The 22543-nt window shown below is 67.4% G+C and carries 21 protein-coding genes; 8 read left to right on the top strand and 13 right to left on the bottom strand.

From position 1 onward, the window contains the following. Positions 1-85: 85 nt before the first annotated feature. From WKW79_RS28360 to WKW79_RS28335, 6 genes are read right to left on the bottom strand one after another with little or no spacing between them, the layout of a single operon-like run. Positions 86-826, bottom strand: coding sequence for an ABC transporter ATP-binding protein (locus WKW79_RS28360; protein WP_422823979.1), 741 nt, complete (start codon positions 824-826; stop codon positions 86-88). A 38-nt stretch (positions 827-864) separates the two neighbouring features. Next, positions 865-1962 (bottom strand): ABC transporter permease, encoded by a 1098-nt coding sequence (locus WKW79_RS28355; RefSeq protein WP_340338572.1) that lies wholly within the window; start codon positions 1960-1962, stop codon positions 865-867. Then, entirely contained in the window at positions 1959-2960 is a 1002-nt protein-coding gene (locus WKW79_RS28350; RefSeq protein WP_340338571.1) for an ABC transporter substrate-binding protein, read from the bottom strand. The genes WKW79_RS28355 and WKW79_RS28350 overlap by 4 nt, the downstream gene beginning before the upstream one ends. 16 nt (positions 2961-2976) lie before the next feature. Then, entirely contained in the window at positions 2977-3801 is an 825-nt protein-coding gene (locus WKW79_RS28345) for a class II aldolase/adducin family protein (protein ID WP_340338570.1), read from the bottom strand. A gap of 5 nt (positions 3802-3806) precedes the next feature. After that, positions 3807-4925: an LLM class flavin-dependent oxidoreductase gene (locus WKW79_RS28340; RefSeq protein ID WP_340338569.1), complete on the bottom strand. Its 1119-nt coding sequence runs from the start codon at positions 4923-4925 to the stop codon at positions 3807-3809. Positions 4926-4951: 26 nt separating this feature from the next. Further along, positions 4952-5956 carry an ABC transporter substrate-binding protein gene (locus WKW79_RS28335; protein ID WP_340338568.1) on the bottom strand — a complete coding sequence of 335 codons (1005 nt, stop codon included), beginning with the start codon at positions 5954-5956 and terminating at the stop codon, positions 4952-4954. A gap of 128 nt (positions 5957-6084) precedes the next feature. On the opposite strand from WKW79_RS28335, the gene WKW79_RS28330 reads away from it, so the two are divergent. The 4 genes from WKW79_RS28330 to WKW79_RS28315 are packed head-to-tail and all read left to right on the top strand — an operon-like array spanning position 6085 to position 10603. Beyond that, positions 6085-7305 (top strand): acyl-CoA dehydrogenase family protein, encoded by a 1221-nt coding sequence (locus tag WKW79_RS28330; RefSeq protein WP_340338567.1) that lies wholly within the window; start codon positions 6085-6087, stop codon positions 7303-7305. After that, the gene (locus WKW79_RS28325; RefSeq protein ID WP_340338566.1) at positions 7302-8276 is read left to right on the top strand and encodes an ABC transporter substrate-binding protein; all 975 of its coding nucleotides are present in this window, start codon (positions 7302-7304) and stop codon (positions 8274-8276) included. Before WKW79_RS28330 ends, WKW79_RS28325 begins: the two co-directional genes overlap by 4 nt. Before the next feature lie 46 nt (positions 8277-8322). After that, positions 8323-8928 carry a cysteine dioxygenase family protein gene (locus WKW79_RS28320; protein ID WP_340338565.1) on the top strand — a complete coding sequence of 202 codons (606 nt, stop codon included), beginning with the start codon at positions 8323-8325 and terminating at the stop codon, positions 8926-8928. Positions 8929-8950: 22 nt separating this feature from the next. Further along, positions 8951-10603, top strand: a complete 1653-nt coding sequence (locus WKW79_RS28315) for a rhodanese homology domain-containing protein (protein WP_340338564.1) — start codon at positions 8951-8953, stop codon at positions 10601-10603. Positions 10604-10616: 13 nt separating this feature from the next. On the opposite strand, the gene WKW79_RS28310 is transcribed toward WKW79_RS28315, so the two are convergent. Next, entirely contained in the window at positions 10617-11381 is a 765-nt protein-coding gene (locus WKW79_RS28310; RefSeq protein ID WP_340338563.1) for an Ivy family c-type lysozyme inhibitor, read from the bottom strand. Positions 11382-11530: 149 nt separating this feature from the next. Further along, positions 11531-12085 carry an SRPBCC family protein gene (locus WKW79_RS28305; RefSeq protein ID WP_340338562.1) on the bottom strand — a complete coding sequence of 185 codons (555 nt, stop codon included), beginning with the start codon at positions 12083-12085 and terminating at the stop codon, positions 11531-11533. Positions 12086-12327: 242 nt separating this feature from the next. On the opposite strand from WKW79_RS28305, the gene WKW79_RS28300 reads away from it, so the two are divergent. After that, the gene (locus tag WKW79_RS28300) at positions 12328-13539 is read left to right on the top strand and encodes a DnaJ C-terminal domain-containing protein (RefSeq protein ID WP_340338561.1); all 1212 of its coding nucleotides are present in this window, start codon (positions 12328-12330) and stop codon (positions 13537-13539) included. Positions 13540-13689: 150 nt separating this feature from the next. Further along, the gene (locus WKW79_RS28295) at positions 13690-14409 is read left to right on the top strand and encodes a YfdX family protein (protein ID WP_340338560.1); all 720 of its coding nucleotides are present in this window, start codon (positions 13690-13692) and stop codon (positions 14407-14409) included. Between the two features lie 60 nt (positions 14410-14469). On the opposite strand, the gene WKW79_RS28290 is transcribed toward WKW79_RS28295, so the two are convergent. From WKW79_RS28290 to WKW79_RS28270, 5 genes are all read right to left on the bottom strand, one after another. Beyond that, positions 14470-15483 (bottom strand): porin, encoded by a 1014-nt coding sequence (locus WKW79_RS28290; protein WP_340338559.1) that lies wholly within the window; start codon positions 15481-15483, stop codon positions 14470-14472. A gap of 164 nt (positions 15484-15647) precedes the next feature. After that, the gene (locus tag WKW79_RS28285; protein WP_340338558.1) at positions 15648-16985 is read right to left on the bottom strand and encodes an MFS transporter; all 1338 of its coding nucleotides are present in this window, start codon (positions 16983-16985) and stop codon (positions 15648-15650) included. Positions 16986-17002: 17 nt separating this feature from the next. Further along, on the bottom strand, positions 17003-18562 hold the full coding sequence (locus tag WKW79_RS28280; RefSeq protein ID WP_340338557.1) for an amidohydrolase family protein: 1560 nt from the start codon (positions 18560-18562) through the stop codon (positions 17003-17005). Between the two features lie 22 nt (positions 18563-18584). Further along, positions 18585-19328 carry a maleate cis-trans isomerase family protein gene (locus tag WKW79_RS28275; protein ID WP_340338556.1) on the bottom strand — a complete coding sequence of 248 codons (744 nt, stop codon included), beginning with the start codon at positions 19326-19328 and terminating at the stop codon, positions 18585-18587. Continuing rightward, a complete protein-coding gene (locus WKW79_RS28270; protein ID WP_340338555.1) occupies positions 19325-20632 on the bottom strand; it encodes an MFS transporter in 1308 nt (435 codons plus the stop codon). The genes WKW79_RS28275 and WKW79_RS28270 overlap by 4 nt, the downstream gene beginning before the upstream one ends. Before the next feature lie 268 nt (positions 20633-20900). Here WKW79_RS28270 and WKW79_RS28265 point away from each other — a divergent pair, with 268 nt between their 5' ends. After that, complete coding sequence (locus WKW79_RS28265; RefSeq protein ID WP_340338554.1) at positions 20901-21623, top strand: GntR family transcriptional regulator; 723 nt, start codon at positions 20901-20903, stop codon at positions 21621-21623. Positions 21624-21778: 155 nt separating this feature from the next. After that, the gene (locus tag WKW79_RS28260; protein WP_340338553.1) at positions 21779-22540 is read left to right on the top strand and encodes an aspartate/glutamate racemase family protein; all 762 of its coding nucleotides are present in this window, start codon (positions 21779-21781) and stop codon (positions 22538-22540) included. Positions 22541-22543: the final 3 nt, after the last annotated feature.

Raw genomic sequence — 22543 nt, 5'->3', positions numbered from 1 at the left:
TGGATCGCCTTGCCGTGCCACAGCACTGTCTGCGGCGCTCCGACTTGTTCTGCGCTCGATGGCAAAGTCGTGGGGCGAGCACGGGTCACCAGGTCGCGTCGAGCCCGAGATGCCGCAGCGCCTCATGCCGCAACTCCGCCAGCCGCGGATGTCCGCGATGCCGCGGATAGGGCAGGTCGACCAGCAGTTCCGCCGTGATGCGCGCAGGACGATCGCTCAGGATGATCACGCGATTCGCGAGGAACAGCGCCTCTTCCACATCGTGCGTCACCAGCAAGGCCGAGAAGCCCGCGCGCTGCCACAGGTTGACCAGCTCGCTCTGCATCGCGATGCGCGTGAGCGAATCGAGCTTGCCCAGTGGCTCGTCGAGCACGAGCAACTGCGGGTCGTTGACGAGGGCACGGGCCAGCGCCACGCGCTGCGCCATGCCACCCGACAACTGGTGCGGAAAGCTCTTCGAGAACTCGGTCAGGCCGACCAGCTTGAGCGCATCGTCGACGCGCACACGCTGCGACTTCAGCAGCCCGCGCGCTTGCAGGCCGAGCGCGACGTTGTCCCAAACGCTGCGCCAGGGGAACAGCGTCGGGTCCTGGAACACGACGATACGCGACGGATCGGGCCGTGTGATCGGCGTGCCGTCCTGCGTGATGGTGCCGGCGGTCGCGGGCTCCAGGCCGGCGACGAGGCGCAGCAGCGTCGACTTGCCGCAGCCGCTCGGCCCCAGCAACGCGACGAACTCGCCGGGCTGCACGTCGATGCTGATGTCGTCCAGCACTTGAAGCACGCCGCCAGTCTGCTGCTTGAACCAGTGGCTGACGTTCTGCACGCCGATGCGCGCGCCAGCCTCGATGGAGGGCGCGAGGGCTACCACTTGACCGTCCCCTTCTGCCACGACAACGCGCGGTCGCGCACGGTGAACAGCAGCGTGATCAGGCTGGAGCACAGCACCGGCATCACCAGCAAGGCCGCGTACATGTTGGCGTAAGCCGCCCAGCCTTGCGCCCATTGCAGGTACCAGCCGAGGCCGGCTTTCACGCCCATCATCTCGGCCGTGACCAGCACCGAGAAAGATGCACCCAGCCCCATGAACAAGCCGACGAACACTTGCGGCAACGCCGCAGGGATGGCCACGCGCAGCACCAGGAACCACTCGCTCGCACCCAGCGTGCGGGCCACGTCGTAGTAGCTCTTGTTGACCGACGCCACGCCCGACCAGGTGAGCACCGCGACCGGGAAGAAGGTGGCCAGCCCCACGAGGAACACCGCCGCCGCATAGCTCGACGGCGCGAAGAAGAAGGCCAGCGGCAACAACGCCGAAGCAGGCACCGGCCCGAGGAAGCGCAGCAGCGGATGCACCCAGTAACCCGCGATGCGCGACCAGCCGATCCACACGCCGGTGCCGAAGCCGACCAGCGTGCCGAGCACGAAGCCATGCGCCAGCAGGCGCAGCGAATGCGCGGTCGAGAGGCCGAGCCGTTGCCAGTCTTCCACGGCCACATCGACCAGGCTTTGCGGCGGTGCGAAGAAGGGCGGTGGCAGCAGGCCGAGCTTGGCGGTGGCGATTTCCCACAGCACCAGCAGCAGCGGCGCGGCGACCAGCCATTGCCCCGCGGGCCGCAGCGTGCGCCCGACACGACCTGCCCGTGCGCCGAGCAAGGCAACGGCCAGCACCAGCGCCGCGACGACGAGCGCCGAGATGCCGAACTCCCGCGTGAAATTCCAGTCGCTGAAACCGACTTCCTTGTTGGGCCATGCGAGCGTCAGCGCGCCGAGCGCAAGCCAGGCCATCGACGCGATCACACCCGTTCGCCAAATGCCAGTGAAGGGCGCTTCATGCAGCGAGGCAGGAGCGGTGCTGGCAACAGTTGCCAATTGCACGCGCGGCGGCGGTGCCGCAACGGGCCGCGCCGCCGACGCCGTCCTCTGCAACGGCGCGCTGAGTACGTTGTCAGCCGTCGTCATGCGAGCACGTCCACCGACACATGGTTCGCCAGCCGCACCGGATCGGTCGAACTTTTCAGCACCCCGACCGACTTGAAGTCCCGCGCATAGAACTCGACTTCGTGGCGCAGGCTCTTGCCGGTCGGATGGTGCGCATGCGTCAACGTGCCGAGCAGCGCCTGCAAGTCCTCCACCGGCACCTTCGGCGAATACTTCGCGAACAGCTTGGCCGACTCGTTCGGGTTCTCCGCCACATAGTCCGAGGCCTGCACGATCGAGCGCACCAGCGCGGCCACGGTCGGCTTGTCGTTGCGCACCAGTTCACCGCGCGCGCCGACGATGCAGCAGACCTTGTCCTTGTATTCCCCCGAGAGGTTGGAGGCCAGCTCCACGTAGCGGCCCTTGTTGCGCTTCTCGATGAGGTAGAGCGTGGGGTCGCCATCGGCAATGGCCTGGATCTCGCCCTTGTTCACCGCGATGTCGAGCAGGTCGGCCGGGTACTGGCGCCAGGTCACGTCGGTGTCGGCATCGATGCCGTTCTTCTTCAGGAGGATCGAGAAGAAGTTCTTGCCCGGGCTCGCGATGTCCGACACGCCGATGGTCTTGCCCTTGAGTTTCCTGAGGTCGGTGACTCCCGCCTCCTTCACGCCGACCATGCGCACGCAGCCGCCGTGCGAGCTGCCGACGATCTTCACGTCGAAGCCCGACTCCAGGGGCTTGAGCCAGCGATGGATCATGCCCACCGCCGCATCGGCCTTGGCCGTGGCCAGCGACTCCAGCAACTGGTCGGTGGAACCGGTGTAGTTGATGAGATCGACCTGCAAGCCGTTCTTCTCGAAGATGCCGCGCTCCTGCGCGACCACCACGGGCGAGAGGCAGAAGGCCGTGGCGTTCCAGGCGAAGGTGAGCTTGCGCGGCTGCGACCAGGCGCGCGAGGCCAGCAGACCGCTCGATGCGAGGACGGCTGCCGCGCCGACGCCGCGCGCCAGCACGCCGCGGCGTGAAAGAGATGTGTTCATGGCGGTGCCCGCTTTGCTATTGAAGGAGTTCAGGCTCGGCTTCGACCAGGCCTTCGTAGAGGCTCTCGAAGGCATGGCGTGCGCCATCCGGGCCGCCGATCTGACTGTGCGTGTGCTGCGCGACCGCCTCGTCGATCGGCTGCGGCGTGCCGGCGGCCTCTGCCAACAGTTGCGTGTGGCAGGCGTTGTCCAGCGCGATGTACCACCAGGCCGCAGCCTCGACGCTTGGGCCGGCGGTCAGGATGCCGTGGTTCTTGAGGATCGCGCCCTTGCCGTCGCCCAACGCCTTCGCGATGCGCAGGCCCTCGCTCTCGTCGACCACCATGCCGGTGAAGTCGTCGAACAGCGCCACGTCGCCGTGGAAGGCGCAGCTGTCCTGCGTGATCGTGCCGAGTTGGCGGCCCAGCGTCGACCAGGCCTTGCCGTAGGTCGAATGCGTGTGCGCGGCGGCGATGATCTTCGGGTTGTGCTCGTGGATCGCGGCATGGATCGCGAAGGCGGCCTTGTTGAGCGGCCGGTCGCCGATCACGGTCTCGCCTTTCGAGTTCACCAGCAACAGGTCCGACACCTTGATGCGTGAGAAGTGGATGCCGAGCGGGTTGACCCAGAAGTGGTCGGTCAGCTCCGGGTCGCGCGCGGTAATGTGGCCGGCGAGGCCTTGTGCGAAGCCGAAGCGGGCGAACAGGCGGAAGGCGCCGGCGAGGCGCTCTTGCCGGTGGCGACGCTCGGCTTCGACACTGGTGCGCTCCTCGGGTGGGTCGAACCAGTATTTCTGTTGCGGGTTGGGGTTGAGTTGCAGGCGGGTGGATGCGCTGCGGTTGATGGAGAGAACGGCGCTCATGGGGATCAGGCGGCCTTGCGTTGCGAGGCGATACGCTGTGCGACGAGTTCACGCGTACGCGGAATCAGCGCACGCCCATAGTCGATCGCATCCTCCAACGGGTCGAAGCCCCGAATCAGGAAGGTCGTCACGCCCAGGTCGTAGTAGTCCAGCAGCGCATCGGCCACCTGCTCCGGCGTGCCGACCAGCGCGGTGCTGTTCGAGCGTCCGCCAATCTCCTGCGCCACCGCAGTCCACAGCCGCTTGTCGACACGCGGTCCCTTCTCCGCAGCCGCCAGCAGCCGCTTCGCACCTTCGCTCTGCTGCGGCCCCCCGCGACCAAAGCCCTGCACCACGCGCAGCCGCTTCGTCTCTTCGAGGATGCGGTCCGCACGCTCCCATGCCTTTTCCTCCGTCTCTGCCAGGATCGGCCGGAACGACACCGAGAAGCGCACCTGCCGTCCATGCTTCGCCGCCTCGGCCCGCACGCGCGAGGTCAGTTCGCGTGCCTGGTCCAGCGATTCGCCCCACAGCGCATACACATCGGCATGCTTGCCGGCCACCGGAATCGCGGCCTCCGATGCACCGCCGAAGTACACCGGCACATGCGGCTTGCCGTTCAGCGTCTGCACCGGCTTCACTTCGGAGAACGCGCCTGCGTAGCGATAGTGCGCGCCTTCGTGATCGAAGGGCTTCTCGCTGGTCCACACCTTGCGCAGCACGTCGAGGTATTCATCGGTGCGGGCATAGCGCTGGTCATGGTTCAGCCAGTCGCCATCGCGGCGCTGCTCGTCGTCGGAGCCGCCCGAGATGTAGTGCACGCCGAGCCGCCCACCGCTGAACTGGTCCAGCGATGCGAACTGGCGCGCCGCCAGGGTCGGCGCCACGAAGCCGGGCCGGTGCGCCAGCATGAAGTGGATGCGCTCGGTGACCGAAGCGGCAAAGGCAACGGTCAGCGTCGCATCGGGGCCGGTCGAATGATGGGGCACGAGCACACGGTCGAAGCCCGCCTGCTCGTGCGCCTGCGCGAAGGCCCGTACGTAGTCGCGGTCGATCGCGGGGCCCTTGGCGGCATGGATCTCCGAGACCTTCTGGCCCTGGATCATACCGATGAATTCGACGTCGTTGTGTTGTTGTTGGCTCATGTGCTGTCCTTTGATGAAGAAGAGGATCACGCGCCGTGCGCGCGAAGAATCGTTTCGAAGCTGCGGTCCCACAACGGCCGCACATTGGCGGGGCCATCGAGCACGCCCAGCTTCTGGAAGGTGTCGGCCACATCCTGGTGGCTTCGGATCACGCTGTCGTCGACGGCTGCCAGGCTGTAGTCGCCGCTGCGGCCGTTGAAGAGTTCGACGATGTCGCCCACCGGCACGCGCGTCTCGGCCGACTGCGCGCGGGCGTAGGCCAGGTAGTTGCTGTTGATCCAGGCGAAGGAGCGCTGCAGGCGCTGCAGCAGGTCCGCGATCGCAGCGCGACGCGGCGCATCGTCCAGCGTGCGCGGGTTGGCATAGATCGGGAAGTTGCCGGACAGATAGCCCACGCCCGTCTTGATGGTCCGCGCGCCGTATTGCGTGCGCGCCAACTGGCCGTTGTAGCCGAAGATGGCCCACGCATCGAGGTCGCCGCGCGCAAACGCCGAGAGGCCATCGGCCGGCGTCAGGCTCACCGGCGTGATGTCGTTGAATGAGAGTCCGACCTCGGCCAGTTGCTTGGCGAGGTAGTAGTGCGAGGTGGTGGCGCGCACGTAGCCGATGCGCTTGCCCCTGAAGTCGGCGATCGACTTGATCGGTGCGTCCTTGCGCGCCAGCGTGGCCTGGTTGTTGAGGTCTTCATGCGTCACCGCGACGAAGCGCACATGCGCCTTCTGCCGCGCCGCGAACACGGCCGGGATCTCGCTGCCGGAGCCGAGGTCGAGCGCATCGCCGTTGATCGCCTCGATGTGCAGCACGCCGTTGTTGAGTTCGCGCCAGTCGATCTTGTAGGGCGTGTCGGCCTGCCCCGATGCGGTGAGCAACGGGCGCCACAAGCCCTTGTAGGTGCCGACGCGCAAGGTCACGCCACTGAGGTCTTGTCGTTGCGATGGCGCGGCCTGCGCTGCGGTCGCGCCGAGGCCCGCTGCACCCAGGGCGGCCGCGGCCTGCAGCCACTCGCGGCGATTGAAGGAAGCAATGTTCATGCGCTCTGTCGGACGTTGAGGAGGGTGAACCGTACCGGCCGGCACGCCGGAAGCGAACGCAGAAAAACGAGTTTGGATATGCGGGATCGGTCGTTCGCCTGCGCGGCATGCGCGCTTAACTTCGCTGCATGAGTGCCTTACCCCTGCGCCGCACGGCGTCCGATCTCCGCTTGCCTGCCCCGCCGGATGCAGCGCTGCTTGAAAAACTCGCACGGCAGTTCGCCAGCACCGCCGAGGACCTCGACCGCGGTGGCGCATTCCCGCATGCCAACTTCGAACTGCTGCAATCGCATGGCCTCATCGGCCTTGTCGCGCCACGCGAATTCGGCGGTGGCGGCGCCACGCTGCAAACCGCGTGCAGCGTGATCGCCGCCGTCGCCCGTGGCGAGCCGGCGACAGCGTTGATCCTCACGATGACCTGGCTGCAGCACCATGCGCTGGGCCGCAGCGACAACCGCTGGCCGATCGCATTGCGCGAGCGCGTGGCGCGTGATGCGGTGGAGCGGGGCGCGCTCATCAACGCGCTGCGCGTCGAACCGCTGCTCGGCTCACCCGCTCGAGGAGGCCTCCCGGCGACCGTCGCGCGGCGCGATGGCGACACCTGGCGCATCGACGGCCACAAGCTCTACACCACCGGCATTGAAGGCCTGGCCTGGCTCGCCGTCTGGGGCCGCACCGACGAGCCGGAATCGCGCGTCGGCACCTTCCTCGTGCCGCGCCACGCACAAGGCGTGAGCGTCGTCGCCAGCTGGGACCACCTGGGCCTGCGCGCATCGGGCAGCCATGAAGTCATCTTCGAGGACGTCTCGATCCCGCTGGCCAATGCGGTCGACCTGCGCGCACCTGGCGAATGGGCACCCGATGCCGGCAGCCAGACCGACATCGACGCGCATGCCACGCAGCAGGCCTGGATGGTGGTGCTGCTAGGCAGCCTCTATGACGCGGTGGCCCGGGCAGCGCGCGACTGGCTCATCGGCTTCCTCCATCAGCGTGCGCCCAGCGGCCTCGGCGCGCCGCTCGCAAGCCTGCCGCGCGTGCAGGAGCATGTGGGCGAGATCGACGCGCTGCTGCACGTCAATCGCGTGCTGCTCGACGAAACCGCCGCTGCGGTGGACAGCGGCCATGCGCCGCCGGCAATCGACAGCGGCCTGCTCAAGTACACGGTGACGAACAACGCGATCCGCGCGGTCGAACTCGCGCTGCAACTCAGCGGCAACCACGGCCTCACGCGCCACAACCCGCTGGAGCGCCACTGGCGCGACGTGCTGTGCAGCCGCATCCATACGCCGCAGAACGATGCGGTGCTCGTCGCAGCCGGCAAACGCGCCTTGAAAGAAGCCAACGCATGAACATCGATCACAAGCTTTCCCGCCGCACGTTGCTTCAAGCCGCGACGGCCATCGGCACCGCAAGCCTCATCGCGCGGCCCGCCATCGCACAGCAGCAAGCTTCGCTCGTCCTCGGCGACCAGGCCGGCGGCTTGCGCGCCCTGCTCGAAGCGTCGCGCACGCTGGAAGGCGTGCCTTTCGCCTGGCGCTGGGCCAATTTCCAGGGCGCGGCGCCGCTGTTCGAGGCGCACCGCAGCGGCGCGGTCGACACGGCCATGGCCGGCGACCTGCCGGTGCTCGCCGCGGCCGTCGGCAAGACGCCGCTGAAGATCGTCGCCACGCGCGTCGGCAAGCCCGAGTCCCTCGGCATCGTGGTGCAAGGCGACTCCAAGATCCGCACCGTGGCCGACCTGCGCGGCCAGACCGTGATCGTCTCGTCGGCGCGCGGCAGCATCTCGCAATACCAGCTCTACGGTGCGCTCGAAGAGGCCGGCGTCAAGCGCGAGGAACTGACCATCAAGTTCGTGCTGCCGACCGATGCGGCCGCGGCCTTCGCCTCGAAGCAGATCGAGGCCTGGGCCATCTTCGACCCCTACTACACGATCGCGACGCAGCAGGGCGGGCGCATCCTGCGCGATGGCCGTGGCATCAACACGGCGCTGGGCTTCATCACCGCCAGCGAGGCCGCGCTCGCCGACCCGGCCAAGCGCACCGCCATCGTGCAATTCCTCGACCGCCTGGCCCGTGCCGGCGACTGGGCCCTTGCCAATCCCGAGGCCTATGCGCAGGCCTACACCCAGCTCACGCGCCTGCCGATCGAGTCCTCGCGCATCATCACCGCGCGCTCCACCGTGGCCGGCCGGCCGGTGAGCGAGGCCGACATCGTCGCGTTGCAAAACGTCGCCGACCGCTCGGCGCGCGATGGCATCCTGCCGGTGCGCGTGGACGTGCGGGCGATCACGGATGCGGAACTGTGGCGGCGGCCCGCATGAGCGCGGCGCAAGCTCGCGCCGCAGCGCGCGGCACGGAGGCATGCCGATGACTTTCACTTCCATCGCCCCGTTGCGCGACTTCGTCACCGCCTTTGGCCGCCTGCTCGACAACCGCCCGGACGAAGGCCGCGTGTTGCGCGACGGCGGCGCCATGCTGCGCTGGCTGGTCGCCCGCGACGACTGGCTTCCTGACGCCTTCGCGCAGCCCGACCCGCTGCGCTACCAGCAATATTTGCTGCATGCCGATTCCACCGAGCGCTTCTCGGTCGTCAGCTTCGTCTGGGGTCCGGGCCAGGCCACGCCGGTGCATGACCACACCGTCTGGGGCCTGATCGGCATGCTGCGCGGCGCGGAGTTCAGCCGGGGCTACACGGCGCATGGCGGCCTGCTCTACCCGCAGGCGGAGGAGGTGCGCCTCGATGAAGGCGAGGTCGAGGCCGTGTCGCCCGCCATCGGCGACGTGCACCGCGTGCGCAACGCCTTCGACGACCGCGTGTCGATCAGCATCCACGTCTACGGCGCCAACATCGGCGCCGTGCGGCGCCATGTCTATCCCGAGGACGGTGGCTGCAAGCCCTTCGTCTCCGGCTATTCCAACACCGTGCTGCCCAACCTCTGGGACCGCTCTGCCGAACTCCGAAGCCACGTCTGACCGACCACGCATCACACCCCACATGACCGACTCCGCACTCCTGGCCGACCGGCCCGCTCCGGCCCGCGCCGCGCCGCATCTCCAGAGCATTTCTGCTGCCGCAGTCCGCGCCCGCCTGCTGGCCCGCGAGGAAACCGCCTTCATCGACCTGCGCGAGGAAGATCCCTTCGCGCAGTCGCATCCGCTGTGGGCCGCCAACCTGCCGCTGTCGCGCATCGAGCTCGACGCCTGGCGGCGCATCCCGCGGCGCGACACGCTCATCGTGCTCTACGGCGAACACGATGGCGAAGACCTGGTGCCGCGCGCCGCAGCCGTGCTGGCAGCCATCGGCTACACGAACCTGCGCCGCCTCGAAGGCGATCTCGAAGGGTGGCGTGACGCAGGCGGCGAGCTTTTCCGCGACGTCAACGTGCCGAGCAAGTCCTTCGGCGAACTGGTCGAGCACGAGCGCCACACGCCCTCGCTGTCGGCGCAGGAGGTGAAGGCCCTGATCGATGCGAAGGCCGACGTCGTGGTGCTCGACGCGCGCCGCTTCGACGAATACCAGACCATGAGCATCCCCTCGGCCACCAGCGTGCCCGGCGCCGAGTTGGTGCTGCGCGTGCGCGAACTCGCGCCGAACCCTTCCACGCAGGTCATCGTCAACTGCGCGGGCCGCACGCGCAGCATCATCGGCACCCAGTCGCTGGTGAACGCGGGCATTCCGAACCCGCTCGCCGCCCTGCGCAACGGAACCGTCGGCTGGAAGCTCGCCGGCCAGGTGCTGGACCATGGCGCCACAGTCCGCGCACCCCGCCTGCTCAATGAAATCCACCAGGCGCGGGCACAAGCCGATGCGCGCCGCGTGGCCGATCGCGCCGGCGTGCGCTGGATCAAGCTCGACGCCCTGCCCACATTGCGCGAACCCGGCCGCACGCTGTACCGCTTCGACGTGCGCACGCCCGAGGAATACGAGGCCGGCCACGTGCCCGGCTTCGCCAGTGCGCCCGGCGGCCAGCTCGTGCAAGAGACCGATCACCACGTTCCCGTGCGCGGCGCCCGCATCGTGCTCATCGACGACGACGGCGTGCGCGCCCCGATGACCGCCTCGTGGCTCGCGCAGATGGGCTGGAGCGTGTACGTTGTCGACCACGACAACGCGGGCCGCGACTTCGTCGAGAAAGGCCAGCCCGCCGGTGCTCTCCCGCCCGCGCCCGCACATCGAACCATCGGCGTGGTGGAGTTGGCCGACAGCCTGCAACGCACCGCCGTCATCGACGTGACCACCGGCGTCAACTACGCAAAGCGCCACATCGAAGGCGCCTGGTTCGCGATCCGCGCGCAATTCGCGCAGGCGCTCGACCGCATAGCGCCCGCATCGCGCTACGTCCTGACATGTGGCAGCAGCCTGCTCGCGCGATACGCAGCGCACGACCTGCGCGCCGCCCTCGACGCCCGCGGCCAGCCCGATGCCGACGTGCGCGTGCTGGAGGGCGGCAACGCCGCATGGTTCGCCGGCGGCCTGCCCACCGAGTCCGGCGACACGCGCCTGGCCACACCGCGCACCGACCGCTACCGTCGCCCCTACGAAGGCACCGACGCGCCCGCCGAGGCCATGCAGTCCTACCTCGACTGGGAGTTCGGCCTGGTCGCGCAACTGGCGCGCGATGGGACGCACCATTTCAAGGTGATCTGATGCCGCAGGCGCTTTAACGGCCCTGTGCCCTGAACTCCGCTTTCCATATCCGCTGCAGTTCCGCAGCCAAGGCCGGCGGCGGGTTGCCCACCAGCGTGTCGCGGTTCAGGCGATGCACGAAGCCGAACATCTGGCCGGTGTCCGGCGCATAGAGCTGCACGGCGCTGTTGTCGTAGCAGTCATGGGCCTTGCAGAATCCATTGAGGGCATACCGCGCGCCCGCCACATTCACCCATCGCGGCGGCGGCGCGGGGCCATCCATGCGCGCCAACCAGGCCTCGCGCGCATCGGCGCCGAGTGCCTTTCGCCATGCGGCGCCGAACTTCGGCGACGCAACCACGGCGTCGATGCTGCCGGTCGCAGGCGGCGGTGGAGGCGCAGCGACCTGGGGTTGAACGGCATCGGTCCTGCACGCGAAGAACTGCACTTTCAGCAATTGGTTGCCCAGCGCGGCAGCGGTCCTCCCGTCGGCGTTGAGCTGGATGTAGCGACCGCGTTTGTCGCGGTAGATGAGGAACAGCAGTTCCGATCCGCCCCGTACTTCGCTCAGCAGGGCCATCTCGTAGTTTGGCGGCGGCGAATTGCCGAAGTACGAGGCGGCCGCCTGGGGCTTGCCACCCGTCAGGCGCTGTCCGTCACGCTCGACCATCAGTGCGTCCGCTTCGACCCTCACCTTGGGCGCATTCGGGTTGGTGCAATTCGTCGACCATGTGCCGCCGTACATCGAGAGGATGTCAGCCGGGAGGCGCTGGGCCAGCGCGGACTCGCTGGCGGCCATGCAAAGCCACGCTGCGGCCCCTGCCTGAAGAACGCGACGCGTTGCCAATGGAGCCACAGGAACCTCCTGAAGAGCCTTGCCGGTGCACAGCCTACACGCCACGCACCTCGATGCCTATCCCTGCCCCTCCACGAAATCTTCACACCTTCTTACTGCTGCCCGGCGCGCTCCAGCGTCGCCTTGAGCTGCCGCACGGCCAGCGCCGACTCTTCCTCGATCTGCCGTCGCAACGTCACCGCATTGAGGAACGCAAACAGCAGGCTGTGTGCGCCGTACTCGAACTCCCGCACGAATTGCGTGCCACCGCTCTCATTGGGTGCGACCGTGTAGCTCACGATGCCGGCGTCGCGTCCGTTGATCTGTCCGGCGATGCGCCAGAGCTTGTCGGGCTCCCGCACGGTGACGCGCCAGGTCGCACGGCCACGCCGGCCGGCCACCTGGAAATCCTCGTCCACCGTCTCGCCAACATTGAGCGAATGGCCCGCGTCGCCGATGACCGCCAGCGAGGAAGGATGCCACTTCGGCCAGTTGGCCGGCGTCGTCACATAGGCGTAGACCTGCGCGGGCGGCCGGGCAATGTCGACCACGCTCACGATCCGCGTGGTGCCCGCGGGCATCGGCACGAAGAAGGCGCCGACCAGCACGGCCAAGCCCAGGGCGACCCCGGCCCATCGTTTCCATGCGCGACCTGCAGCACGTTCCATGGTTGACCTCCTCTCGGGCGCAGACCACGGTGGCGCGCAATCGCTGCCACACCACCGTTTCGCCTGCGTGACGAAACGCATTCTGTCCTCGTCGCGCTCGCGACGCCGTGAGCTTTTGATGGACAGAAATCGGGTCCGCTGGCGTATTTCTTGCGCGAGCAGCGGCTAACATTCACACCCTGAGGGCGTCGCCTGTGTCGGGATTCCGTCCCGAATGGCTGGCCCGGACGAGGACTTGGATTTTGGGCACCGACAACGCATTCGCCGAACTGGGTTTGGCACCCGACGCGACCGACAGCGAGGTCAAGGCCGCCTGGCGCCGGCTGGTTTCGCAGTGGCACCCCGACCGCAACAGCAGCGCCGATGCGGTGGCCCGCATGCAGCGCATCAACCGGGCCTTCGAGGAGATTCGCAATGCCGGCCCGCGCACGCCGCAGGCCGCCACCCGCCCCACCTCTGCGACTGAGAGCGCCAAGCCCAGGAAGCCCGCGCAGGAGTCCGCACGTTCATCGGCGGCGGACAACGGCCACACGAATCAGCGCGCGTCTGCCAGCGCATCGGCGGGCCGTGCATCGTCCGCCGGCCACGCTTCAAGCCATGCGTCCGGTCGCGCGTCCGACAACGCCGCGGACCACGGGGCCGACCACAAGGCCGACGAAGGCGCTCAACGCCGCCCCATCTTCCGCAAGGTCAAGCTGACCCTGGAAGAAGCCGCAGTGGGCTGCATCAAGGTCATGCAGGGCAAGATCACCGAGACCTGCACGGTCTGTGCTGGCGCGGGGCACCAGGTGCTGGGCGGCAACTGCGCCCAGTGCGGCGGCTCCGGCGCGCTGCCCAAGCGTTCCTTCTTCGGCTGGCCCACCGGCTACTACGAATGCACCGCCTGCCTGGGTGGCGGCATCGCGCGGCGGCCCTGCAAGGCCTGCGCGGGCGCCGGCAAGGCGACACCGCAGGCCTACAAGGTGGGCGTGCGCATCCCGCCCGGCGTGCGGCCCGGCGACCTGCTGCACGTCGATGCGCGGCGCGCCAGCAAGGCCAGTCCGCCCGCCGACCTGGAGATCCGCGTCGAATTCGCGGAGCACGATTTCTTCAAGCTGGAAGACGACGGCACCATCCACTGCGAGATCCCGGTCGACGGCTTCGCATGGATCGCCAATCGCGCGATCCAGGTGCCGACCGTGGCCGGCCTGCAATCCCTCAAGCTCAAGCGCGACCAGGTGTCCTACCGCCTCAAGGGCCACGGCTTCCCGGTGTCGCGCGGCGGTCCGCGCGGCGACCAGCAGGTGACGGTGCAGCCGATCTTCCCGGACCATCTCACCGCCGACCAGGAGATCCTGCTCGACCAGTTGCTGGCCACCACATCCGGCGACGGCGGCACCTCCGACAAGCGCCTGCGTGCCTGGAACAGCGGCCTGCGTGCGTGGGAGCGCGGGATGTCGAAGCGGGCTTCGTAGGACAGCGTCCCCTGCATTCAGTCCGGCCTAAGCTGGCCGGTTCAATCTCCTTCCCATGGCGACCACGAAAGCGTCGGTGGCGCCAAGGTGATGGCGGGCTCGCTCCATGTCCACACCCACTCCGGGCGCGAACCATCAGGGGAATCAAAAATGAATGCACGCAAGTTCTATCTGGCGCCGGTCGCTGTCGCGACGGTGGTCGGCTTCACGATGTTCGGCCAGGCGGCCCTGGCACAGGCACCGGCGGCCAAGCCCGCCGAGATGGCCAAGCCAGCCGATACGGCCAAGCCCGCCACGCCCGAGCAGGAAATGCTGAAGCTCTCGCAGGACGGCTACATGGCGGTGCGTGCCGCACGCGGCGCCCGCGTGGACATCTTCAACGGCAACATCAAGGGCGCCACCGACCTGCTGGCCAAGGCCACGTCTTCACTGGCCGCGGCGAAGAAGGATGCGCCGACCTTCATGGTCGAAGTCAAGTCCGGCGTGGACGGCAAGATCGTCCGGGACACCACCTCGGTGGACCGCGCCAACATCGTCCCCATCGACGGCCAGATCGTGCTCGCCGACAACTACATCGACACACCCGCCAAGCGCGCCCACATCGACAAGGCCAACGAGCACTTCGCCAAGGGCCGCGGCAAGGAGGCCCGCGATGAACTGCGCCTGGCCGAGGTGGACGCCGCCTTCACAAGGGTGTTGATGCCGATCGACTCCACCGCGAAGAACGTTGCCGAGGCCACACGGCTGCTGGGCGAGAAGAAGTACTACGAGGCCAACCTGGCGCTGAAGGCGGTCGAGGACGGGCTGCGCATCGACACGGTGGCGCTGAGCGAACCTGTGAAGGTGGCCCCCGCGGCGCCGAAGGGCTGATCCGGGCGGCACTTGGCGAGATGCGGGAAGCGCGAGGCCCGCCTCGACCGCGCCTCGCTCTCAGAACTTGTGCGCCAACCCCAGGCTGTACACGTTCTGCTTCTGTCCCGGCACCGGCGTACCGTAGAAGCTCACGTTCGAGGTGCCATCGTTCTGCAGCAGCACGACGTTGGCATACACGGAGGTCCGCTTCGAGAAGAAATATGTGGCCTGCACGCGCCAGAAGTGCGCGTCGTTGTCCGTGTCGAGCTGGTCCTTCGCCACGTAGTCCAGGTCCACCACCCATGGCGCGTTCGGCGTCCATTGCAGGCCCACGTCGTAGGCGCGCGCCTTCGGCAGGTTGGACGCCTTGGAGTCGCTCACCGAATAGCCCGCGTGCGGCCGGAAGTTGCCGAAGTTGTAGCTCACGCCCACCGACGTGAGCTTGTCCAGCCGGCTGGTCTCGTGTGCCTCGGCCTCGCGGTAGCTCGCGCCGATGCTCAGGCCGCCGTACGTGTAGCTGAGCGCAGCTTCGGCCGTGTGGCCGGTCACGCCTTCGCCCGGCGCCACCAGCGCACGGAACTTGAAGCCGGCGAACTCGGGCGAGACGTACTTCACCGCGTTGTTCACCAGGTCGCTGATGAAGCTGAACTCCTTGAAGCGGAAGGCCGAGTACCCGCCGAAGATGAAGTAGTTGCCCATGATGTCGTCGTTGGTGTTCCACTGACGGCCCACCGTGAGGGTGCCCAGGCTCTTGCTGACCAGCCCGACGTAGCTGCCGCGGTTGAAATACGTCGTGGCATTGGTCGCGCCGGTATCGAGGCTGAAGCCCGACTCCAGGCCGAAGACCGCGCCGAGTCCGTCCCCCAGGTCTTCCACGCCGCGGTAGCCCAGGCGCGATGCGTTGACCTGGCTGCTGTCGAGCTTGTCGATGCTGGTGCTGGCGCGGCCTGCGGGCGTGGCATAGCTGCTGGTCACATGCACCGCCTCCATGGCCGTGACGCCATAGACGGTGACCGAGCTCTGGGCCTGTGCGGCGGGCACGGCGGCGACGAGCAGCGCCACGGCGCCAAGACGAGAAAGACAAGCGTTCATCTGGAAAGATCCCTCTGTTGGTTTTTGAACGGAAACGGGCATGACAAGAAAGAGGCTGGACGCACACCGGCGGCTCGGCCACTGCGGGCCGATGCACGTCATGCGTCGATGGGGTGAAGGGGGAGACCGTGCGCCGCCGGGAGCGGAGCCGGTTCAGCGGCGCATCAGGCCTTGCCTGCGGCGTTCCCCTTGGGGATGAACTTCAGGATCAGGATCGCGGCGCAGATCTCCACCGCGGCGATCACGAAGAGGCCTGGCGACAGCAGCCCGGTGGCCGTCTTGATGCTGCCGAGCAGGAAGGGCGCGCCGAAGCCCGCGAGGTTGGCCAGCGAGTTGATCGTGGCCACGCCCACCGCGGCGGCGGCGCCGGTGAGGAAGCGGTTGGGCATCTGCCAGAACACCGGAATGGCCATGCTGGTGCCGACCACCGCGACCACCAGCGAGGCGATCACCAGCGCCGCGCTCTGCCCGAGGAACAGGCCCGCGCACAGCAGGCCGGCCGCGCCGAGGATCACCGCCAGCGAGCAGTTCCAGCGCAGTTCCTTCTGGCGGTCCGCGCGGCGGCCGATCAGCACCTGGCCGACCGCACCGCAGAGGAAGGCGCCCGACATGATCCAGCCGATGACGACCGGGTTGGTGAAGCCCAGTTCGCGCACCACGCTCGGGCCGTAGAAGTTGAGCGTGGCATTGGCCGCGACGATGCAGAAGTAGATGAGGATCAGCAGCCACAGGCGCGAGTCGCGCAGCGACTTGAGCACGCTATGTTCACGGTGGCCGAGTGCCTGCTCGTCGCGGGCCAGGTCGGCCTGCACCAGCTTCTTTTCCTCGTCGGTGAGCCACTTGGCTTCGCCAGGGCGGTTGGTCAGGTAGAAGAAGGTCGCGATGCCCGCGAGCACCGACGGAATGCCTTCGATCAGGAACACCCACTGCCAGCCGGTCCAGCCGTTCACGCCGTTCAGGTTGTTCATGATGGTGCCGGCCAGCGGGCCACCGACCACGCCCGACAGCGCGCCCGCCGCCACGAACATGCCGAAGGCCGAGGCGCGGCGATGGCTCGGATACCAGTAGGTCAGGTAGAGGATCACGCCCGGCTGGAAGCCCGCCTCGAAGGCGCCCATCAGGAAGCGCAGGAAGTAGAACATCGCCGGCGTCGTCACGAACATCATCGCCACGCAGGTGATGCCCCAGCCGATGGTGATGCGCATCAGCGTCTTCCGCGCGCCGATCTTCTGCAGCAGCATGTTGCTCGGCACCTCGAAGAAGAAGTAGCCGAGGAAGAAGATGCCGGCGCCCAGGCCGTAGACCGCCTCGCTCCATTGCAGGTCCTGCAGCATCGTGAGCTTGACGTAGCCCACGTTGATGCGGTCGATCCAGGCCAGCAGCCACAGCAGGCCGAGGAAGGGGATCAGGCGCCAGGTGATCTTCTTGTACGTCGCGTCGCTGAAGGCATCGCTCGCGGCGCCCGCGGGCACGGCGCCTGCGGCAAGGGGGGTGGCTGTCATGGTGGTCCTTTGAAGATTCAGGGAACGGATCGGGTGCCGGGCATTGGGGGAAGCCAGCGGTTCATGCCGACGTCTTGCGCCGCGGCGCGCTCGTACATCTGGCGATAGATGGGCTCGAGGCGCTGCGTGTCCTGTGCTGCGGCGGCGACCTGCTCGCGATAGGCCTTCATGAGGCCGCGCAGCTCGGTGCGCAGGGCGCGCTCGTCGACGGTGGTGATCAACCCATCCTCGAAGACCACACGGCCGTCGACGATGGTGGTGCGCACCGAGCCGCCGTCCTCGCAATGCACCAGCTGGCGCCGGAGGTCGTTGAGGGGCGTGAAGGCGACGGTGTCAATGTCGAGCAGGATCACATCGGCCGCGCAGCCCACGGCGAGCTGCCCGAGGTCATCCGCACGCCGCATCGCCCGCGCACCGCCGCGCGTGGCCGCATGCAGGATCTCCTGCGGCTGCGGCCACTGCGAGTAGTCCGGCGTGGCCAGTGTGTGCAGCAGTGCGGCGGTCTTCGCGACGAACCACAGGTTCACCGAATCATCGGTGTTCATCTCGTCAGTGCCCAGGCAGATCGGCACGCCCGCATTGCGCAGCACGCGGTACGGCATCACGCCGCTGCCCAGTCGCAGGTTGCACACCGGGTTGTGGGCCACGGTGCAGCCGGACTGCGCGAGCAGCGCGATGTCCTCATCGTCGATCCAGATCGCGTGGATGACCATCATGCGTTCGTCGAGCAGGCCGAGGTCGTGCACGTAGCGCACCAGCGACTTGCCGAACTTCTGCTCGCCCATCACGCGCTGCAGCTTGGTCTCGAGGATGTGGATGTTGAAGGGCAGGTCGTGCTGCTTCGAAAACTCCGACAGCGCCTGGAAGTACTCGACCGTCACGCGCTGCGGTGCGGAGCAGGAGACGGCCGCCGCGAGTCGCCCGTTGGCCGCGCCATGCCAGCGGTCGAACAGGTGCTGGTAGACCGCCATCAGCTCCTCGCCGGTCTGGCGCCGGGCGTTGTCCATCGCGCGCTTTTCCTCGGCGGGCAGGAGCTCGGCGAGGTAGGGGTACTTGTCGTACTCGACGATGTTGGGCTGGTCGATGGCGACCGTCGCGCGGATGCCGGCGTCCTCGTAGGCGCGCATGATCGCATCGACCGATTCGTGGGTGGCGATGGGCACGTGGTACGCGTCGTCATGCACGCTGGTGATGCCACGGCGGAGCATCTCCAGCGCGCCGAGCATGGTGCGCACATAGGCCAGCCGGCCGGCATCGCCGCTCGGGGCCAGCGGCGGCACCTCGTGCAGCATGAAGATCTCGAGCGGGTAGCCGGGCAGCATGCCCTTCATCAGGTTGCCGGGCGAATGGAAGTGCGCGTTGATGAGGCCGGGCATGGCCAGCATGCCCTCGGCGTCGATCACGCGATCGAAGGCGCGCGGCCAGTGGTCGCCGGCGCCGGGGCCGATGGCGGCGATGCGGCCAGCCTCGATCACGATGTCGGCGCGCGGCCATTCGTTGCCTGCGTCATCGAGCGCGAGCACATGGGCGCCGCGGATCAGCAGCGAGGCTTGGGAAGAGGTGGTGGGCGTGTTCATGGACGGGATCATCGACCGAAGCTCATTGCGCGAACACCTGGCCCCACGCACGCGCCGGGCTCGTGTCGATGCCGGCCATGCGCAAAGCGTGCCAGACGCCGATCGAGACCGAATCGAACATCGGGATGCCGGTCTCCGCCTCGATGGCCGGGATCACCGTGGCGGCGGGGAAGTTGGTGCACAGCGTGAGCACCGCGTCGGGCTTGTGGGCAGCGGCCTCGCGCACCATGCCGGCGATCGCGTCGGCCGGGATCGAGGCGAAGGAGATGTTGTCCTTCAGCGCGCGATGGCGTTCCGCGATCACCTCGTAGCCGGCCTCGCGATACGCCTCGACCAGGCCTTGCTGGTACGCACTGTCATAGGGCGAGACGATGGCCACGCGCATCAGGCCGCGGCTGCGCAGCAGGTCGTCGAGCGCGAGGATCGAGGTGGTCGTGCGGATGCCGGTCTGGTCCTGTACGCGCTGCACATAGTCGCGGTCGTGCTGCACGCCGATCTTGGCGCCCTTGCTGCCGTTCCAGAGCATCACGTCCGGCTTGGCATGGGCCAGCAGGTGCGCGGCGGTGAGCATCTCGTCGACCGCGTAGCTTTCCGGATACGGGTCGGACTCGCCGAACACCGGCGTGCGCGAGAACAGCGGCGTGACGCCATTGAACGCACGCAGGATCGCCATCGTCACGCGTTCCACCACCGTGTTGCCAGAGGGCGTGACCACGCCGATGAAGCGCTCGCCCGGGGCGAAGACCTTGTCCAACTGCATGCTCATACCGGCAGCTTCTTGCTGTAGTCGATCATCATCGCGGCGATGAACATCGCGACGCCGGCCCCGGCCATGAACATCAGCGCGCCGAAGTAGGAGCCGCCGCTGGCCTGCACGATCACGCCGATGATGATCGGCACGCCGATGCCGGCGATCTGGCCCGACAGGTTCATCGTGCCGCCGACGAAGCCGGCGCGCTCGCGGCCGCCGAGGATCGCGGGCAGCGACCAGAACAGGCCGAACCAGCGCAGGAAGAAGAGCGCACAGCACAGCAGCACCACGGCCAGCACCGCATCCGACACATAGGCCACGGTGAAGATCGATGCCGTGGCGATCACCGCCGCGATGCCGAACATGGTGCGCAGGACCGTGTTGGGCGTGCCGCCGCGTGCCTTCCACTTGTCGGAGATCCAGCCCGCGACCATTTCGCCGACAAAGCCCGACATGTAGATCAGGAAGCTCGCGCCGCCCATGGTCTTGATGTTGAAGCCGTAGCTGGCCAGCAGGTAGCTCGGCAGCCAGGCGATGAAGCCGGTGAACATCACCGAGAAGCCCATCCAGCCCAGGCACATGCCCCAGATCGAGCGGTAGCGGAAGAAGTTCATCACGCTGCCGCCTTTGGACGGCGTCGATTTCGCGTCTTCCGCCTTGTGCGCGGCCTCGATGTAGTCGGCCTCGGCTTCGTTGACGCCGGGATGCTCGCGCGGCGTGTTGCGGATGAAGTACCAGCACCAGATGCCGGCCACGATGGTGCCGACGCCGGCCACCACGAAGGACAGGCGCCAGGAGCCGAGCGAGGCGATCAGCCAGGCGATGATGATCGAGCCCAGCGCGGCACCCAGCGGCGCGCCGCCGTCCAGCAGCGTGGCGCCACGGCCGCGCTCGTTCTGCGTCATCCACATCGCGTTGAGCTTGGCGCCGGCCGGATAGAGCGGCGCTTCCGAGGCGCCCAGGCCCAGGCGGGTGATGAGCAGCGTGACGAAGCTGCTCGAGCCCGCCGCGATCGCCTGGAAGAAGCCCCAGAGGATGGTCGACGAGGCGATCACCACGCGCGGCTTGAAGCGATCGGCCAGCATGCCGCCGGGGATCTGCATCAGCGCATAGGTCCAGAAGAAGGAACTCAGCAGCAGGCCCTGCATGGCGGGCGACAGGTCGAATTCCTTTGCGATGATCGGCATCGCCACCGACAGCGACGCGCGGTCGATGTAGTTGACGGCCATCAGGAACAGGATCGCCAGGAAGATCTTCCAGCGGACTTTGGTCTGGGCCTCGATGGCATCGAGCGGCAGTGACGCGGCGGCAGGGGTCATGTGTTTACTCCAGGTTTTCGCAGATGGTATACAAAACATGGAAGATTGCATGCAATATTTCTACCAATGTTGTGCAGTCACTTGCACGATCCGGGCCAGCTTTCGGCTGGTTTTTGGAACCAAAATGGTGCGAACTGGGTAAACCACAGGTAAACCTGAGGAAAATTCGAAGGTGAAATGCGCTTGGAGCGTGCACAATCGAGTTTGTGATCGTATGCAATTTGCTCTGTGACGTTGAACAAACGCGGGGCAGACCGGGAACCAGGAAATGGAAAACGCAGACTTCGAAACGCTCGTGACGAAGAAGAAGGTCGCCGCCAAGGCGAAGAAGAGCCTCAGCGTGGACGAGATCTACGCGCGCATCCTCACGGCGATCAGCGAGCACCGGCTGCAGCCGGGCACGCAGCTGGTGGAGGACCGGCTCGCGAAGATCTTCGACGTGAGCCGCACCAAGATCCGCGAGGCCACGGTGCGGCTGGTGCACGACCGCATCGCCACCAACATTCCGAACCGCGGCGCCTTCGTGTCGAGCCCGACGGCCGACGATGCGCGCGAGATCTTCGCGGCGCGCCGCCTGATCGAGCCGGAGCTGATGCGCATGGCCGCGCGCAACGCGACGCCCAGGCAGGTGGCGCTGCTGCGCGCGCATGTCGAGAAGGAGAACGCTGCGCGCCGGAAGGACGGCTACACGATCATCCCGATCTCGGGCGACTTCCACTTGCTGGTGGCCGAGATGGCTGGCAACAGTTTCCTGGCGCGCACGCTGCGCGAGCTGGAGTCGATCACCTGCCTGGTCATCATCCTGTACGACACGCACGGGGCACAGGGGTGTCCTTATGACGATCACCAGTTCTTGGTGGATGCGATCGAGGCACGGGATGAGGCACGGGCGGGGAAGCTGATGCTCGAACACCTGGATCACATCGAGCATTCACTGAACCTGTCGCCGCCAGCCGATAAACGGATCCCCCTGGAAGACGCCTTCCTTTGAGAAGCCGTAAATCTTCCTACTGCGGCCACCGATCTCGGGCCTGCGGTGCTCACCGCACGAGAGTGCGGTTCCGCGCCGCAGACCCGACCTCGGCGCCCTCGCTACGGAATCTTTACGCCTTCTCGGCCTGTGCCTGATTTGAGAAAGAACTCCTGATGCGACTGCTGCTTGTCAACTCGAACACTTCTGATTTCGTGACCGCCAAGGTTGCCGCTGCTGCGCGCGACGCGGCTGCAGCGAGGACGGAGATCGTGCCGGTGACGGGGCGCTTCGGGGCGCGGGTGATTTCGACGCGCACCGAACTGGCGATCGCGGAGCACGCGACCATCGATCTGCTGGCCGAGCATGCGCCGGGGTGCGACGCGGTGCTGATCGCGGTGTCGTATGACGTGGCGCTGTGGGCGGCGCGGGAGATGCTGGACATTCCGGTGGTCGGCATCACGGAGGCGGCCCTGCTCACGGCGAGCATGCTGGGCACGCGCATCGGTGTCGTCGTGTTCGGCAAGCGGGTGCTGCCGATCTACCGGGAGCGCGCGCTGCAGATGGGCATCGGCGATCGCATCGCTGGATGGCGGGCGGTGGAGAGCACCGCGCCGTATGCGGCCGGCGACCAGAGCGAAGCCGATGCGCTGACCATCGCGGCGGTGCGCGACCTGGTCGAGCGCGACGGCGCGGAAGTGGTGGTGCTGACCGGCGCCGTCATGGCGGGCGTGCCGCCGCGCTTGCAGCCGCATGTCGATGTGCCGCTGCTCGACGGCATCAGCTGCGGCGTGAAGCAGGCGGAAGCGCTGGCCGCATTGGAGCCGGCCAAGCCGCGCAGCGGCAGCCTGGCGCCCCTGCCGCAACGCGAGATGGTGGGCGTGGCACCCGCCATCGATGCGCTGTTCGGCCATCCCTCGAACAACAAGAAAGATTGAACC

Source organism: Variovorax robiniae (assembly GCF_037889955.1).
Taxonomy (GTDB): domain Bacteria; phylum Pseudomonadota; class Gammaproteobacteria; order Burkholderiales; family Burkholderiaceae_C; genus Variovorax; species Variovorax robiniae.
This window is presented reverse-complemented; position numbering and strand designations above follow the sequence as displayed.

What these genes read in the sequence shown, in the direction of transcription:
- WKW79_RS28295 (WP_340338560.1), top strand. Translation starts at nt 13,690, where the DNA reads ATGAATGCACGCAAGTTCTATCTGGCGCCGGTCGCTGTCGCGACGGTG.
- WKW79_RS28345 (WP_340338570.1), bottom strand. Translation starts at nt 3,801, where the DNA reads ATGAGCGCCGTTCTCTCCATCAACCGCAGCGCATCCACCCGCCTGCAA.
- WKW79_RS28320 (WP_340338565.1), top strand. Translation starts at nt 8,323, where the DNA reads ATGACTTTCACTTCCATCGCCCCGTTGCGCGACTTCGTCACCGCCTTT.
- WKW79_RS28270 (WP_340338555.1), bottom strand. Translation starts at nt 20,632, where the DNA reads ATGACCCCTGCCGCCGCGTCACTGCCGCTCGATGCCATCGAGGCCCAG.
- WKW79_RS28310 (WP_340338563.1), bottom strand. Translation starts at nt 11,381, where the DNA reads ATGGCCGCCAGCGAGTCCGCGCTGGCCCAGCGCCTCCCGGCTGACATC.
- WKW79_RS28275 (WP_340338556.1), bottom strand. Translation starts at nt 19,328, where the DNA reads ATGAGCATGCAGTTGGACAAGGTCTTCGCCCCGGGCGAGCGCTTCATC.
- WKW79_RS28290 (WP_340338559.1), bottom strand. Translation starts at nt 15,483, where the DNA reads ATGAACGCTTGTCTTTCTCGTCTTGGCGCCGTGGCGCTGCTCGTCGCC.
- WKW79_RS28340 (WP_340338569.1), bottom strand. Translation starts at nt 4,925, where the DNA reads ATGAGCCAACAACAACACAACGACGTCGAATTCATCGGTATGATCCAG.
- WKW79_RS28260 (WP_340338553.1), top strand. Translation starts at nt 21,779, where the DNA reads ATGCGACTGCTGCTTGTCAACTCGAACACTTCTGATTTCGTGACCGCC.
- WKW79_RS28280 (WP_340338557.1), bottom strand. Translation starts at nt 18,562, where the DNA reads ATGAACACGCCCACCACCTCTTCCCAAGCCTCGCTGCTGATCCGCGGC.
- WKW79_RS28335 (WP_340338568.1), bottom strand. Translation starts at nt 5,956, where the DNA reads ATGAACATTGCTTCCTTCAATCGCCGCGAGTGGCTGCAGGCCGCGGCC.
- WKW79_RS28325 (WP_340338566.1), top strand. Translation starts at nt 7,302, where the DNA reads ATGAACATCGATCACAAGCTTTCCCGCCGCACGTTGCTTCAAGCCGCG.
- WKW79_RS28350 (WP_340338571.1), bottom strand. Translation starts at nt 2,960, where the DNA reads ATGAACACATCTCTTTCACGCCGCGGCGTGCTGGCGCGCGGCGTCGGC.
- WKW79_RS28355 (WP_340338572.1), bottom strand. Translation starts at nt 1,962, where the DNA reads ATGACGACGGCTGACAACGTACTCAGCGCGCCGTTGCAGAGGACGGCG.
- WKW79_RS28285 (WP_340338558.1), bottom strand. Translation starts at nt 16,985, where the DNA reads ATGACAGCCACCCCCCTTGCCGCAGGCGCCGTGCCCGCGGGCGCCGCG.
- WKW79_RS28265 (WP_340338554.1), top strand. Translation starts at nt 20,901, where the DNA reads ATGGAAAACGCAGACTTCGAAACGCTCGTGACGAAGAAGAAGGTCGCC.
- WKW79_RS28315 (WP_340338564.1), top strand. Translation starts at nt 8,951, where the DNA reads ATGACCGACTCCGCACTCCTGGCCGACCGGCCCGCTCCGGCCCGCGCC.
- WKW79_RS28330 (WP_340338567.1), top strand. Translation starts at nt 6,085, where the DNA reads ATGAGTGCCTTACCCCTGCGCCGCACGGCGTCCGATCTCCGCTTGCCT.
- WKW79_RS28305 (WP_340338562.1), bottom strand. Translation starts at nt 12,085, where the DNA reads ATGGAACGTGCTGCAGGTCGCGCATGGAAACGATGGGCCGGGGTCGCC.